Annotated in this window: 13 protein-coding genes; 4 read left to right on the top strand and 9 right to left on the bottom strand. The window is 60.7% G+C overall.

Features of this window, described 5'->3' with window-relative positions:
- The first annotated feature begins 153 nt into the window (after positions 1–153).
- Entirely contained in the window at positions 154–3,072 is a 2,919-nt protein-coding gene (gcvP, locus tag BEN48_RS16015) for an aminomethyl-transferring glycine dehydrogenase (protein ID WP_070735990.1), read from the top strand.
- Between the two features lie 115 nt (positions 3,073–3,187).
- Here gcvP and BEN48_RS16010 read toward each other — a convergent pair whose 3' ends face one another.
- Positions 3,188–3,499, bottom strand: coding sequence for a hypothetical protein (locus BEN48_RS16010; protein WP_125932698.1), 312 nt, complete (start codon positions 3,497–3,499; stop codon positions 3,188–3,190).
- A gap of 230 nt (positions 3,500–3,729) precedes the next feature.
- Between BEN48_RS16010 and BEN48_RS16005 the strand changes: the two genes are divergently transcribed.
- Complete coding sequence (locus BEN48_RS16005) at positions 3,730–4,329, top strand: DUF4136 domain-containing protein (RefSeq protein ID WP_070735985.1); 600 nt, start codon at positions 3,730–3,732, stop codon at positions 4,327–4,329.
- Positions 4,330–4,402: 73 nt separating this feature from the next.
- Here BEN48_RS16005 and BEN48_RS16000 read toward each other — a convergent pair whose 3' ends face one another.
- The 3 genes from BEN48_RS16000 to BEN48_RS15990 form a co-directional block, all read right to left on the bottom strand.
- Positions 4,403–4,786, bottom strand: a complete 384-nt coding sequence (locus tag BEN48_RS16000) for a DUF805 domain-containing protein (RefSeq protein WP_070735983.1) — start codon at positions 4,784–4,786, stop codon at positions 4,403–4,405.
- A gap of 10 nt (positions 4,787–4,796) precedes the next feature.
- The gene (gene lipA / locus BEN48_RS15995) at positions 4,797–5,690 is read right to left on the bottom strand and encodes a lipoyl synthase (protein WP_070735981.1); all 894 of its coding nucleotides are present in this window, start codon (positions 5,688–5,690) and stop codon (positions 4,797–4,799) included.
- A gap of 143 nt (positions 5,691–5,833) precedes the next feature.
- Positions 5,834–6,718, bottom strand: a complete 885-nt coding sequence (locus BEN48_RS15990; protein ID WP_083321133.1) for a hypothetical protein — start codon at positions 6,716–6,718, stop codon at positions 5,834–5,836.
- Between the two features lie 106 nt (positions 6,719–6,824).
- Between BEN48_RS15990 and BEN48_RS15985 the strand changes: the two genes are divergently transcribed.
- Positions 6,825–7,232, top strand: a complete 408-nt coding sequence (locus tag BEN48_RS15985) for an OsmC family protein (RefSeq protein ID WP_070735979.1) — start codon at positions 6,825–6,827, stop codon at positions 7,230–7,232.
- 245 nt (positions 7,233–7,477) lie between these two features.
- Here BEN48_RS15985 and ytxJ read toward each other — a convergent pair whose 3' ends face one another.
- From ytxJ to BEN48_RS15965, 4 genes are all read right to left on the bottom strand, one after another.
- Entirely contained in the window at positions 7,478–7,822 is a 345-nt protein-coding gene (gene ytxJ, locus BEN48_RS15980; protein ID WP_070735977.1) for a bacillithiol system redox-active protein YtxJ, read from the bottom strand.
- 129 nt (positions 7,823–7,951) lie between these two features.
- Complete coding sequence (locus BEN48_RS15975; protein WP_070735975.1) at positions 7,952–8,311, bottom strand: hypothetical protein; 360 nt, start codon at positions 8,309–8,311, stop codon at positions 7,952–7,954.
- Complete coding sequence (locus BEN48_RS15970; protein WP_125932697.1) at positions 8,298–8,855, bottom strand: hypothetical protein; 558 nt, start codon at positions 8,853–8,855, stop codon at positions 8,298–8,300. The genes BEN48_RS15975 and BEN48_RS15970 overlap by 14 nt, the downstream gene beginning before the upstream one ends.
- A gap of 85 nt (positions 8,856–8,940) precedes the next feature.
- A complete protein-coding gene (locus tag BEN48_RS15965; RefSeq protein WP_070735971.1) occupies positions 8,941–10,920 on the bottom strand; it encodes an alpha-ketoacid dehydrogenase subunit alpha/beta in 1,980 nt (659 codons plus the stop codon).
- Positions 10,921–11,184: 264 nt separating this feature from the next.
- On the opposite strand from BEN48_RS15965, the gene BEN48_RS15960 reads away from it, so the two are divergent.
- On the top strand, positions 11,185–11,727 hold the full coding sequence (locus BEN48_RS15960) for a hypothetical protein (RefSeq protein ID WP_083321132.1): 543 nt from the start codon (positions 11,185–11,187) through the stop codon (positions 11,725–11,727).
- A gap of 95 nt (positions 11,728–11,822) precedes the next feature.
- Here BEN48_RS15960 and BEN48_RS15955 read toward each other — a convergent pair whose 3' ends face one another.
- Positions 11,823–12,425, bottom strand: coding sequence for a DUF6252 family protein (locus tag BEN48_RS15955; protein ID WP_070735970.1), 603 nt, complete (start codon positions 12,423–12,425; stop codon positions 11,823–11,825).
- Positions 12,426–12,616 lie beyond the last annotated feature (191 nt).

The following is a 12,616-nucleotide window of genomic DNA, read 5'->3' as shown; positions in this document are numbered from 1 at the left end:
GCTCAGCATGACGGGCTTCTAGGGTGGTGGCCCGCCAAAATTACGGTTTTGCCAGCAGTCTGCCTGACCTTTTGGGTCTTACCTTTGTTAAGGAATCTGAACCTGAGAATCACCACGTCAATACCGTTTCCCACCTCCCCATTTCTCGCCTCTATGACGCTGAAACCCCAGCCTGCCGACGTTTTTGAAGACCGCCACAACGCGCCCGGCGCCGACGACCAGGCCGCTATGCTCCGCACCATCGGCGTGAGCAGCATCGAGCAGCTCATCGACGAAACCGTGCCGCCCGCCATCCGCCTAAAGCGCCCGCTGGACCTGCCCACGGCCTTGAGCGAGCGGGCTTTTTTGGCGAAATTTAAGCAGATTGCCAGCCAGAACCAGGTGTTCAAAACCTACATCGGCCTGGGCTATCACGACACCACCCTGCCCCCGGTTATCCAGCGCAACATTCTGGAAAACCCGGGCTGGTACACTGCCTACACGCCTTATCAGGCCGAAATTGCCCAGGGCCGCCTCGAAGCCCTCATCAATTACCAGACGATGGTAATTGACCTCACCGGCCTCGAAATTGCCAACGCCAGCCTGCTCGACGAAGGCACGGCCGCCGCCGAGGCCATGCACATGCTGCACAGCCAGACCAAGAAAAAAGGCGCCAACCAGTACTTCGTTTCCGAGCAGGTGCTGCCCCAGACCATTGACCTGCTCCGCACCCGTGCCACGCCCATCGGCATTGAGCTGGTGGTAGGCGACCACCGCCACGCGGACCTGAGCAGCGAAGGCTTCTTCGGCGCCATGGTGCAGTACCCCGCCGCCGACGGCGAAGTGTTTGATTACAAAGAATTCATCGGCCAGGCCCGCGCCAACAACGTGTTTGTGGTGATGGCCGCCGACCTGCTGGCCCTCACGCTGCTGACGCCTCCCGGCGAGCTGGGCGCCGACGTGTGCGTGGGCAACTCGCAGCGTTTTGGCGTGCCCATGGGCTACGGCGGTCCGCACGCCGGCTTCTTCTCCTGCAAAGACCAGTTCAAGCGCGTGATTCCCGGCCGCCTCATCGGACAGAGCATCGACGCGGCCGGCAACAAGGCCTTCCGCATGGCCCTGCAAACCCGCGAGCAGCACATCCGCCGCGAAAAAGCCACCTCCAACATCTGCACCGCGCAGGTGCTGCTGAGCGTGCTGGCCGGCATGTACGCTGTGTACCACGGCCCGCAGCGCATCCAGCAGTTTGCCGTGAATACCCACAGCCTGGCCCAAACCCTGGCCGCCGGCCTGAAGAAACTGGGCGTGGAGCAAACCAACGAACACTACTTCGACACCCTGAATCTGCGCCTCGAAAGCGCCGAACTGCAGCAGTCGCTGCGCCAGGAAGCCGAAGCAGCCCGCATCAACTTCCGCTACTTCGACGAGGTACGGGTGGGCATTTCGCTCAACCAGAACACCGAGCTAAAGGACGTAGCTGATATTCTGGGCGTTTTTGCCAAAGTACTGGGCAAGGAGTCGGACGCCTCGCTGCGCCTGCCCGAGGAGCTGGAGCTGACCTGGCCCCAGCCCTTGGTGCGCACCAGCGAGTACCTCACCCACCCCGTCTTCAACACGCACCACGCCGAGCACGAGCTGTTGCGCTACATGAAGCAGCTTGAGAACAAAGACCTCAGCCTCGCGCACAGCATGATTCCGCTGGGCTCGTGTACCATGAAGCTGAACGCCACCGCCGAGATGATTCCCGTGACCTGGCCCGAAATCGGCCAGCTTCACCCCTTCGCACCCCTCGACCAGACCAAAGGCTACCAGCAGATTTTTGCCGACCTGCAAGCCTGGCTCTGCGAGGTGACCGGCTTTGCCGCCGTGAGCCTGCAGCCCAACTCGGGTGCCCAGGGCGAGTACGCCGGCCTGCTGGCCATTCGTGGCTACCACGAAGCCCGCGGCGACCACCACCGCAACGTGGCTCTCATCCCGGCTTCGGCCCACGGCACCAACCCCGCTTCGGCCGTGATGGCCGGCATGCAGGTAGTGGTGGTGAAAAGCACCGAAGACGGCAACATTGACGTGGCCGACCTCAAGGCGCAGGCCACCAAGTACGCCGACAAGCTCTCGTGCCTCATGGTGACGTACCCGAGCACGCACGGCGTGTACGAGGAAACCATCGTGGACATCTGCGACACCATCCACGCCCACGGCGGCCGCGTGTACATGGACGGCGCCAACATGAACGCCCAGGTAGGCCTCACCTCGCCCGCTAACATCGGCGCCGACGTGTGTCACCTCAACCTGCACAAGACCTTCTGCATTCCGCACGGCGGCGGCGGTCCTGGCGTGGGTCCCATTGGCGTGGTAGCCGACCTGGTTCCCTACCTGCCCGGCCACGCCGTGGTAGCGGTAGAAGGCCGCACCAACGGCTCGGTTTCGGCGGCGCCCTGGGGCTCGGCCAGCATCCTGCCCATTTCGTACGCCTACATCTCCATGATGGGCGGCGAAGGCCTGCAGCGCGCCACGCAGCTGGCCATTCTGAACGCCAACTACATCAAGGCACGCCTGGAGGAGCACTACCCCGTGCTGTACTCGGGCAGCCACGGCCGCTGCGCCCACGAGATGATTCTCGATTGCCGCCACTTCAAAAAGGCTGGCATTGAGGTAGAAGACATTGCCAAGCGCCTGATGGACTACGGCTTCCACGCCCCCACGGTGTCGTTCCCGGTAGCGGGCACGCTGATGGTGGAGCCCACCGAAAGCGAGAGCAAGCACGAGCTGGACCGGTTCTGCGACGCCATGATTTCGATTCGCAAGGAAATTGCGGAAGTGGAGTCCGGTAAGGCCGATGCCAAGGACAACGTGCTGAAGCACGCGCCCCACACCGCTGCCACCGTGCTGGTGCACGATTGGACCCGCCCCTACTCCCGCGAAACGGCCGTGTACCCCATGGAGTACGTGCGTGCCGCCAAGTTCTGGCCCACCGTGAGCCGCATCGACTCGGCCTACGGCGACCGCAACCTGATTTGCAGCTGCACGCCCATCGAGCAGTATGTAGACCAGGAAGAAACCCTGGTGCAGGCCGACAAAGGCCCGTCGTACTAAACTCCTTGTTCCTCGTTGTCGGCTTATTTTCAAACGACAACGTAAGGTTCAAGAACAGAAAAGCCCGCCTGAATTGTCAGGCGGGCTTTTCTGTTCTTGAACCTTGCTTTTCAGCTTACTTATTGCCGCGTTCGCCGAAGCAGCGGCGGTCCATGTAGCCCATTTGCGTTTGGCCGTTTTTGTCGAGGCGCACGCGCACGAAATAAGCGTTTATGGTGTCGGTAACCTGCACTTCGTTGCCGGCGGTGGTTTGAGCCAAGATGGTCGAGGTTTTCGTCATGCCGTCGTACACCGGACAGTTCACGATGGTATTGTGGACAACCGGCGTGCGCGAGGCGCCGGAAGTTTGCATCCGTTCGTCGCGGGTGGAAGAGCAGGCAGCCAGGAAGCCAGTAGCAACCAAAGCCAAGAGAGCAACACTTTTCATTGACGGAGCAAAGAGAATGGGGTGGAAATTCGAGGGTAAGGTAGGATAAAATCCTGTTAGTACAAGCTAAAGTGGCGGTGTAAACCTCGGCACTCCCCCCGCGGAATACCGGCAAAAGTGGAACGCCAGGAGGTGTTTCACCGTTATATCAGCATCCCCCACAAGGTTGTATTATTCCTCATATCCAACACGCTGGGCCCTTCTATTCATTTGATTTTTCGCTAAGATTTATGAACTTCATTCCCCGTTTCCTGGCTCGTCCGGCTGCTTTAGCCGCCATGAGTTTTGCGTTGTTGCTGGGCGTCAGCAGTTGCTCTACCGCTTCCCGCGTGGGTGTGACCAACGACTTCGACCACGCCGTAAATTTTAGGGCGTTTAAGACCTGGGCCTGGTACCCACAGCAACCCAGCGACACCGAAGGTGGCCCGGCCAAAGGCTACGAGTCTTTCCTGGACAAGCGCATGCGGGCTTCCGTGAGCGCCGAGATGGCCCGCAAAGGCCTGACCGAAGTAGAGCAGTCCCCCGACATTTACGTGGCTTACAGTGCCCGCGTCGAAGACAAGCAGCAGGTGTCGCCTTACTACAATGGCCTGGGCTACCCTTATGGGTACGGCTACGGCTACTATGGCCGCGGCATGCAGTCGGTGAGCCAGTACAAGGCCGGTACTGTGGTTATCGACATCATCGACGCTCGGCGCAAGGAATTGGCGTGGCGTGGCACCGGTCAGGCCCAGGTCGACCAGAACACCATCAACGAAGCCGAAACCGTGCGCATCGTCAACGGTATCCTGAGCACCTACCCTCCGCAGGGTAACAACGCCCGTCGTTAAGCCCACCGGTTTAACCAGCACAAAAAAAGCTCTCCATTATCGGAGAGGCTTTTTTTGTGCTGGCTTCGTTGCTTTAAGTAGCCGTAGAATCAGTACCAGTAAGGCCCGGCGACCACGCAGGGCGCTTGGGGTCCGGGCCAAACCGGTTGGGGCCAATGCTGCCCTGCACCAGCTGCAAGCCACCGCCCAGCACGTAGCTCACAACGGGTAGCAATCCCACAAGGGCCCACCACGCGCTCAGGTCCAGGTCGTGCAGTCGGAGCAGCGCCTGAATGATAACCAGGTACCAGGCAACTGCTATGCCCGCCCCGGCCAGGAAATGAAGAGCGGTTTGCAACCCAGGGTCGGGGATGAGCGACGGCAGGGCGTAGAAGGCAATGGCCATGGCGTAGAGCAGCACCAGCCGCAGCAAGTACTGGCGCCGTCGCAAACGCCCTTTCGCCGTAAAAAAGGCCATCGGGCTTGCGCTATACCGGTACGTTTACGTGGCGTTCGGCGTGGTAGGAGCTGCGCACGAGCGGGCCGCTTTCCACATACTTCAGGCCGCGGCGCAGGCCTTCTTCCTTGTAGTGGGCGAATTGGTCAGGGGTGATGAACTCGGCTACGTCGAGGTGGCGCCGGGTGGGCTGCAGGTACTGGCCCAGGGTGAGGATGTCGAGGCCGTTGGCCACGAGGTCGTCCATTGCTTGGTACAGTTCGTCGGCCTTTTCGCCCAGACCCAGCATGATGCCGGACTTGGTGCGGTGCCCGGCCAGCTTCGTACGCCGGATTTGCTCCAGGCTGCGGTCGTAGCGGGCCTGCGGGCGCACGAGGCGGTAGAGGCTGCCCACGGTTTCGATGTTGTGCGAAATCACTTCCTGGCCGCCCGAAATCATCACGTCCAGGGCGTCCCAGTTGGCTTTCACGTCCGGAATCAGGGTTTCGATGGTGGTGCCGGGGCTGAGCTGCTTGGTGAGCACCACGGTTTCGCGCCATACGCTGGCGCCGCGGTCCTTTAGCTCGTCGCGGTTCACGCTGGTGATTACGGCGTGCTTCACCTTCATGAGGGCAATGGCTTCGGCCACGCGGCGGGGTTCGTCGAGGTCGTATTCAGTGGGGCGGCCGGTAGCCACGGCGCAAAACGAGCACGAGCGGGTGCAGATATTGCCCAGAATCATGAACGTGGCGGTGCCGGCGCCCCAGCACTCGCCCATGTTGGGGCAATTGCCGCTTTCGCAGATGGTGTGCAGCTTGTGCTCGTCCACAAGGCGGCGCACGGCGGCGTATTCTTCGCCCACGGGCAGCTTTACGCGCAGCCAGTCGGGCTTGCGGGGGCGGGCAGGCGCAGCCGTTTCGGGCTGAATAACGGGCAAATCAATCATAAATCAATTACGAATTATAAATTATGAATTATGAGTTTGTAGCATTGATGCGAGTACCCAAGCACAACAAAATTACAAACGAAGTGCTTAGTCGCGGTTTGCGGGCGGAAACTCATAATTCATAATTCAAAACTCATAATCAGCTACGAGCGGTGTCCGAAATACAACGTCAGGTACACCGAGGGGAAGAACTGGCGGTTTAGCGCGTCTACATCTGATAAGTTGCCAGGGCTGAGGATAACCATCCGCTTGGTGAATCCTTCCACCAGCACGCCCACTTCCATGCCCGTCACGGCGTCGCGGTAGCGGCCGTACTCAAAGCTGAGGCCGCCACGCACGTGGAAGCCCGGCACCACCTTGGTACCGCCGATGCCCGCAAACAGCGGGCCCCGGTCCAGGATGGCACCCGAATCGGCGTGCTTGATGGGGTCGTACTGCTCGTTCACAATATCATCGGTCGCGACGTTGATAACCCGCGTTTGAGTGGCCGTACGGTCGAAGCTGATGTAGTACGGCATGAGCAGGCCAATAGAAGGACCCACGCTCAGCAGGCCATTTACCTGCACCCCGGCATCGGCCGCCTTGCGGAACAAAATGCGCTGCAGGCCCACCGAAGGCCGCAGCACAAAGGCGTAGTTGGTTTTGCGGTCGATGTAGGTCCCCCCAATGATGGTGTTGATGCGTTCCTCCTTGGCGTTTTTCAGCATCACGCCCTCAATGCTCCAGAAGCGCAGCATCCGGTCGTCGAGCACGCGCGACGAGCGCACGGACGCCCCGCCCAGCAGGCCACCCTGGGTGTTGAAGTTGACACCGTACACAAACTCCTTGCGGTAGGACTGCTCTTCGGAAGGAGCAGCAGGCACCGGACCGAAGCGCCGCCGCGGGGGCGCCTCCTGTGGTCTGGCTTCGGGGGCAGTGCTGGCGGGCACCGGCGCCGGGCGCGCGGGGGGGGTATCCTGGGCGTAGGCGGCCACGGGCAGACAGGCCACCGCCAGCCAGCCAAAAAAACGCGAGGGAAGGAAAAGCATAATTAACCAAAAAGGGGCCCAACCAATCGCCAACGGCGCGGCGCACTAAGTAATACGTAAATTCGCTAACGAAGAAACAACATTGTAAAGGTAACTACCTGACCTAATGAACACCGCCACCGCCCGCTACGCCGGCCATCTCCGCACCGAAGCCACTCACGCTGCTTCAGGGAACGTTATTCAAACCGATGCGCCCACCGACAACCACGGCCGTGGCGAAGCGTTTTCACCCACCGACCTGGTATGCACCGCCCTGGGCTCGTGCATGATGACGGTGATGGGCATCGTGGCCGACCGCCACAGCCTCGATTTGGTAAACAGCACCTTTGCCGTGGTGAAGCACATGAGCACCGAGGCCCCGCGCCGCATTGCACAGATTGACGTGACGTTTACCTTGCCCGCCGCCCTCTCGCCCAACGACCGCAGCCTGCTGGAGCGCACCGCCCGCACCTGCCCCGTTGCGCTAAGCCTGCACCCGGACATCAAGCAAAACGTGATGTTCGAATACAAGTAAGGGGAAGTAAACAGCTGGTTTAGCTAGAGAACGTCATGCTGAGCTTGCCGAAGCATCTCTACCGCAATACTAATTCTAGTAATGATACAGTAGAGCAAACGTATTAAAAACCGTCATGCTGAGCGTAGCTGAAGCATCTCGCTTGTGGTAGTAATCCAATCGTAATCGTAGGGGTTACTGGTAGCACGCGAGATGCTTCGGCTACGCTCAGCATGACGGTTTTTACTATACTGAACGCTAGCCGTTTACTGGGCCACTTTCGCCGATATGTCGGCGAGGCGGATGCCCATGTGCGAGGCGTCGTAGCTGCATTCACCGTCTTTAATGAGAAGCAACTGGGGCGACTCGTGGCGAATGCCAAACGCCTCGGCAATCTGGGCCGACAACGGACGAAAACGCAACAGGTCGAGGTAGTAGATGGGCACGTTCAGGCCGCTGTCGGCCCACTGGCGCTCAATCTTGCTCTTAGCAGCGGCACTAATAGAGCAGGTGGTGCTGTGCTTAAAGATGAGCACCGGTTGCTCGTGAGAAGCCTGGGCCAAATCGGTTATTTGTTGGGATTGGGTAAGCGGGAGCCAGGGGGTTGACATAGAACGAGGTTTGTAAAACAATAATTTATTAATCAGCAATTTGCGCGGCTACCGGGCCGGCAATATAAACCGGGCAGGTGCCGCCACTGTGTTGCAACAACTTACTAACACTTGATTCCCGGAGAGCATTCATTTTTTTTTGCCGGACGCGGTGGGCCGGGGCTGGTGCGTGGCTTTGCGACGCAGCCCCAGGAAACCAGCAGGCTTGGCCAGCCCCACTTTCCGGGGCTCAAAATCTACTTCGGGCTTGCCTTTGCTTAGGCCCTTGGCTTGCGGCGAGGCACTCTGGCCGCGCTTGAGGCGGGCCGGCTTCACGGCAAGGTGGCTGTCTTTGTAGGGCGATTTGGTGCGGTGGGCGTCGCGCAGGGCCTGGCGGTTGGCCGCCTTCAGTTGGGCCGGCTTCTGGGGTTCAATCTGGGCCTGGGCCACCTGGCTGCACAGCAGCACTGCCAGCAGCAGCACGCTCCACCAGTTGCTACGGCTTGCCATTGGAAGCAGGAACGGGTGCAGGCACAGGGTCCGGCGCGATGTCGGGCTCAGCAGTGGGCGCGGGGCGGGCGGGCCGGTGGTCGGGGCTGTAGTTGGGTTTCGCATGGGCCTTGAATTTGAAGAAGTGGCGGATGGACTTCACGGGCTTGAACGGCTTGCGGGCGGGTTTGTTGATGCGCCGCCGCATCAGCCTGGGCTTTTTCATAAGCCCCTGCTTGTCGTAGCGCACCGTGGGGCCATTGGGCAGGGTCCGTGCTTCGGTAGAGGCCGAAGCCATCGGCACCGAGCCGCCGGTGGGCGTCGATACGTCGGTGGCCGCTCCCTCCTCAACGGGGGCTCTTTTCTTGAACAGGCCCGCAGGCTCGTTATTCTTCTTGCGGGCTTTAGCAGCTTTTTGCTGGGCTTTGAACTCCGGCGACGGCTTAGGCGTGGGCAGGCGGTAGGGATGAAAAACGCTGTGGTACAGGCTACAGCCTCCCAGGCCTGCCAGCAGCAGCGCCCCCAACACACAACGCACAACAACAGCGGGTAGACAGTATTTCACCGTAAGGCAGACAGATTCAGAATGTAAGCAAGAGAAAGATACGGCGGCCGGGCCCGAAAATCGGGCCCGGTCAGCGCAGCTCATTTTAGTAGTTGCGCAAGGCCGCTACCTGCTCGCGCAGGCGCTGCTGGGGCAGGAAAGCGGCTTCCAGCGGCGGCGCAAACGGAATGGCGGTATCCAGCGAGGCCACGCGGCGCACGGGAGCGTCCAGGTGCTCGAAGCAGTTTTCGCCAATCCAGGCCGCGATTTCGCCGCCGATGCCGCCGGTGAGCGTGTCTTCGTGCAGCACCAGCACGCGGCCGTTTTTTTCCACGGTGCGGCGCACAGCGTCCTGGTCCCAGGGCAGCAGGGTGCGCAGGTCGAGGATGTCAGCCGACACCTTCAACTCCTTGCACACCTGCAGCGCCCAATGCACGCCCATGCCGTAGGTGATGATGCTCAGCTCGTCGCCCTCCGCGGCCAGCGCGGCCTTGCCGATGGGCGTGGTGTAGTACACCTCCGGCACGGGGCCGCTGAGGCTGCGGTACAGCATTTTGTGCTCGAAATACATCACCGGGTTGGGGTCTTCGAAGGCGGCGCAAAGCAGGCCCTTGGCGTCGTGCGGGTTGCTGGGGTACACCACTTTCAGGCCGGGCACGTGCGTGAACCACGCCTCGTTGCTCTGCGAGTGAAACGGGCCGGCGGCGCTGCCGGCGCCGGTGGGCATGCGCACCACCACGTCGGCGTTCTGGCCCCAGCGGTAGTGGCTTTTGGCCAGGTTGTTCACAATCTGGTTGAAGCCGCAGGTCACAAAATCCGCAAACTGCATTTCCACCATGCTCTTCTTGCCCTTGATGCTCAGGCCTAGGCCCGCGCCCACAATGGCCGACTCGCACAGCGGCGTGTTGCGCACCCGCGCCTTGCCAAACTGGGCCACAAAGCCTTCGGTAATCTTAAATACGCCGCCGTAGTCGGCAATGTCCTGGCCCATGAGCACCAGCTCGGGGTAGCGCTCCATGCTCTGGCGCAGGCCCTCCTGAATGGCGTCGATGAACCGTTTTTCCGGTGCGGCACCCCCTTTTGGCGCTTCCGTCACGGGCGCTTCAAAGGGCTGGTACATGTCCGCGATTTCCTCCTGCACGTCGGCCGTGGGCATGGGCACCGCGTCGGCTTCCTGTAAGCCGGCTTCAATGGCCGCTTTGATGGTTTCGCGGATGGTATGCTTGGCGAGTTCGGTCAGAATGCCTTCTTCGATGAGCCACTTCTCGTAGTTCTCCACCGGGTCTTTCTGGGCCCACTCTTCCATCAGGCTCTGGGGCACGTACTTGGTGCCGCTGGCTTCTTCGTGGCCGCGCATCCGGAAGGTGAGGGCTTCCACCAGCACGGGGCGCGGGTTTTGGCGCAGGTCCTCGGCCAGGCGCTTCACGGTGCTGTACACTTCCAGCACGTTGTTGCCGTCTACCTGCACGGCGTCCATGCCGTAGGCCGGGCCTTTGTCTACGAAGGACTTGAAGCGGAACTGCTCGTTGCTGGGCGTGCTGAGGCCGTAACCGTTGTTCTCGATAACAAAAATGACCGGCAGCTGCCACACGGCAGCCACGTTCAGGGCCTCGTGGAAGTCGCCTTCGGAGGCGCCGCCATCGCCGCTGTAGGTCAGGGTCACTTTGGGCTTTTTGTCGAGCACGTCGGCCAGGGCAATGCCGCCGGCCACGGCCAGCTGCGGCCCCAGGTGCGAAATCATGCCCACGATGTGGTGCTCGTTGCTGCCGAAGTGAAAGCTGCGGTCGCGGCCCTTGGTGAAGCCGGTGCGCTTGCCCTGCCACTGCGCAAAGAGGCGCCCCAGCGGCACCTCGCGCCCCGTGAACACGCCCAGGTTGCGGTGCAGCGGCAAAATGTATTCGTCGGGTTCCAGGGCCAGGGTGCTGCCCACCGAAATGGCTTCCTGCCCAATGCCTGAAAACCACTTACTTATCTTGCCCTGGCGCAGCAAAATCAGCATTTTCTCCTCAATCAGTCGGGGCCGCAGCAGGTGCTGGTAAAGGTGCAGCAGGGTTTCATTGGAAAGGTCGAGGCGATTGAAATTCATAGCAAAAGTTGGGGCCGAAGCGTTGGCAGCATTACAACAAAGGTATCATGCACTCACTGAGTGCAACCGGCAATTGGCCCAAGCACTTGGCAACGCACCCGGAGACCAAAATTTTTACCACATTCACTTTGCAATACAAAGTTCTTTTGTTTAATTTGTATTGTTATCACCTTTTACCTTTTGCTGGCCAGCCCACCAGGCAACCAGCACAGAGGTCGTCTGCCTACGGCGCCACTTTCTTTTTTCCTTCTAACTCCCGCTCTCATGACCCTGGCCCTCAAATCCATCGTTCGCCTGGCACTAGCCACCGCCCTTGTGTTGCTTGTGCCCTTGGTGGCCATGCAATTCACCCAGGAAGTGAAGTGGACCTTGTCCGATTTCGTATTTATGGGCACGCTGCTCTTCGGCACTGGCATGGCTTATCTGCTGCTGATAAACCGGTCTGGCAATGCTGCTTACCGCCTGGGCTCGGGCGTGGCGCTGGCTGCTGGGCTGCTGGTTGTTTGGGTGAATGCGGCTGTGGGCTTTATTGGCAGCGGGCCCAATCCGGCCAACGTGCTGTGCGCCGCGGTGCCCATCGTGGCCGTGGCCGGGGCCCTGCTGGGGCGGCTGCGAGCCTCCGGCATGGCCCGTGCCATGCTGGCTGCCGCGCTCACGCAGGCGGCGGTGCCGCTGTTGGCGCTGCTGACCACAGAGCCTAGAATAGAACTGAAATCAGTGGAGGTGCTGGCGACGGCGTTTTTTGTTGGGTTATGGCTACTGGCAGCCTGGCTGTTTCGGCGGGTGTCATTCGGACACAGCCGGTGAACACGCCCAAGTTGCGGCGCCTCGGCATGCCAGGGGTGGGTGGAGGACACGTGGGAATCCGACAAAAGCAAAGATGCTTCTGCTTGCTCGTCCGGCTAGCGGCTCAGCTGAATATCGAACCGGCCCTCGGTTAGCTGCACGTGGGCCGGCAGGTCGGTGGTGTGCACGGCGGGTTGCGTGGGCGCGGCGCGCAACTCAAAGCGGCCGGATACCACGGGATGCGCCCCGGTAGTGTCGAGGCGGGTGATGGTGAGCTTGCCCGTCTGGCGGGCGTTGGTGGCGTATTGCAGCCGCCCGCTGGCGGTTTCCAGCGTAGCGAAACTGCCGGATTTCTGCTCCGCCGCGCGCAGCTGGTACACGCCGGGCCTGGTAGCGCCGGCCACCGTGAAGTGAATGTTGGTGACTGGGCCGGTTACCTGCAAGCGCCGAAAGGCGTCGATGCGCAGCTCGCCGTTGCGGTAGTGCGCGGTGGGAGTCAACACTTTGCCGGTGAGCGTGGCGGTATTGTTGGCCTCCCATACGTCACCGTTCAGGCGGCAGCCGAGCACGTTGGCGCCGGTGGTAGTTTCGGCGGGCAACTGCACGGGCTGGGCTTTGGGGTAGAGCTTATCCAGCGAGTCTTCGCAGCCCATGAGCAGCGGCAGCAGGAGCAGCAGGCTGGACTTTTTCAGGAAAGCAACGGGTATAGTTGAGGGCATGTGGATACCGGAAAAAGCAGGAGGAGGCGGCTCTTAATAGAATATTTCCTGTATCAAATCTTATGCCCCGAATTTAACCAGCCGGTCCTGCTCGTGCATGGTCAGCATTGCTCATCGCGGCGCTTTACTTTAACTTGCCAGGTGTAAGCCCCTTGCGCATTCGCCCGCTTGTCGCAGTTTACCAGTCTTTT

This window comes from Hymenobacter glacialis (assembly GCF_001816165.1).
Classification (GTDB): Bacteria; Bacteroidota; Bacteroidia; order Cytophagales; family Hymenobacteraceae; genus Hymenobacter; species Hymenobacter glacialis.
This window is presented reverse-complemented; position numbering and strand designations above follow the sequence as displayed.

Excerpts from the sequence above, each read along its gene's own strand:
- BEN48_RS16005 (WP_070735985.1), top strand. The coding sequence starts at position 3,730 with ATGAACTTCATTCCCCGTTTCCTGGCTCGTCCGGCTGCTTTAGCCGCC.
- BEN48_RS15985 (WP_070735979.1), top strand. The coding sequence starts at position 6,825 with ATGAACACCGCCACCGCCCGCTACGCCGGCCATCTCCGCACCGAAGCC.
- BEN48_RS15990 (WP_083321133.1), bottom strand. The coding sequence starts at position 6,718 with ATGCTTTTCCTTCCCTCGCGTTTTTTTGGCTGGCTGGCGGTGGCCTGT.
- ytxJ (WP_070735977.1), bottom strand. The coding sequence starts at position 7,822 with ATGTCAACCCCCTGGCTCCCGCTTACCCAATCCCAACAAATAACCGAT.
- gcvP (WP_070735990.1), top strand. The coding sequence starts at position 154 with ATGACGCTGAAACCCCAGCCTGCCGACGTTTTTGAAGACCGCCACAAC.
- BEN48_RS16010 (WP_125932698.1), bottom strand. The coding sequence starts at position 3,499 with ATGAAAAGTGTTGCTCTCTTGGCTTTGGTTGCTACTGGCTTCCTGGCT.
- BEN48_RS15975 (WP_070735975.1), bottom strand. The coding sequence starts at position 8,311 with ATGGCAAGCCGTAGCAACTGGTGGAGCGTGCTGCTGCTGGCAGTGCTG.
- BEN48_RS15955 (WP_070735970.1), bottom strand. The coding sequence starts at position 12,425 with ATGCCCTCAACTATACCCGTTGCTTTCCTGAAAAAGTCCAGCCTGCTG.
- lipA (WP_070735981.1), bottom strand. The coding sequence starts at position 5,690 with ATGATTGATTTGCCCGTTATTCAGCCCGAAACGGCTGCGCCTGCCCGC.
- BEN48_RS16000 (WP_070735983.1), bottom strand. The coding sequence starts at position 4,786 with ATGGCCTTTTTTACGGCGAAAGGGCGTTTGCGACGGCGCCAGTACTTG.
- BEN48_RS15960 (WP_083321132.1), top strand. The coding sequence starts at position 11,185 with ATGACCCTGGCCCTCAAATCCATCGTTCGCCTGGCACTAGCCACCGCC.
- BEN48_RS15965 (WP_070735971.1), bottom strand. The coding sequence starts at position 10,920 with ATGAATTTCAATCGCCTCGACCTTTCCAATGAAACCCTGCTGCACCTT.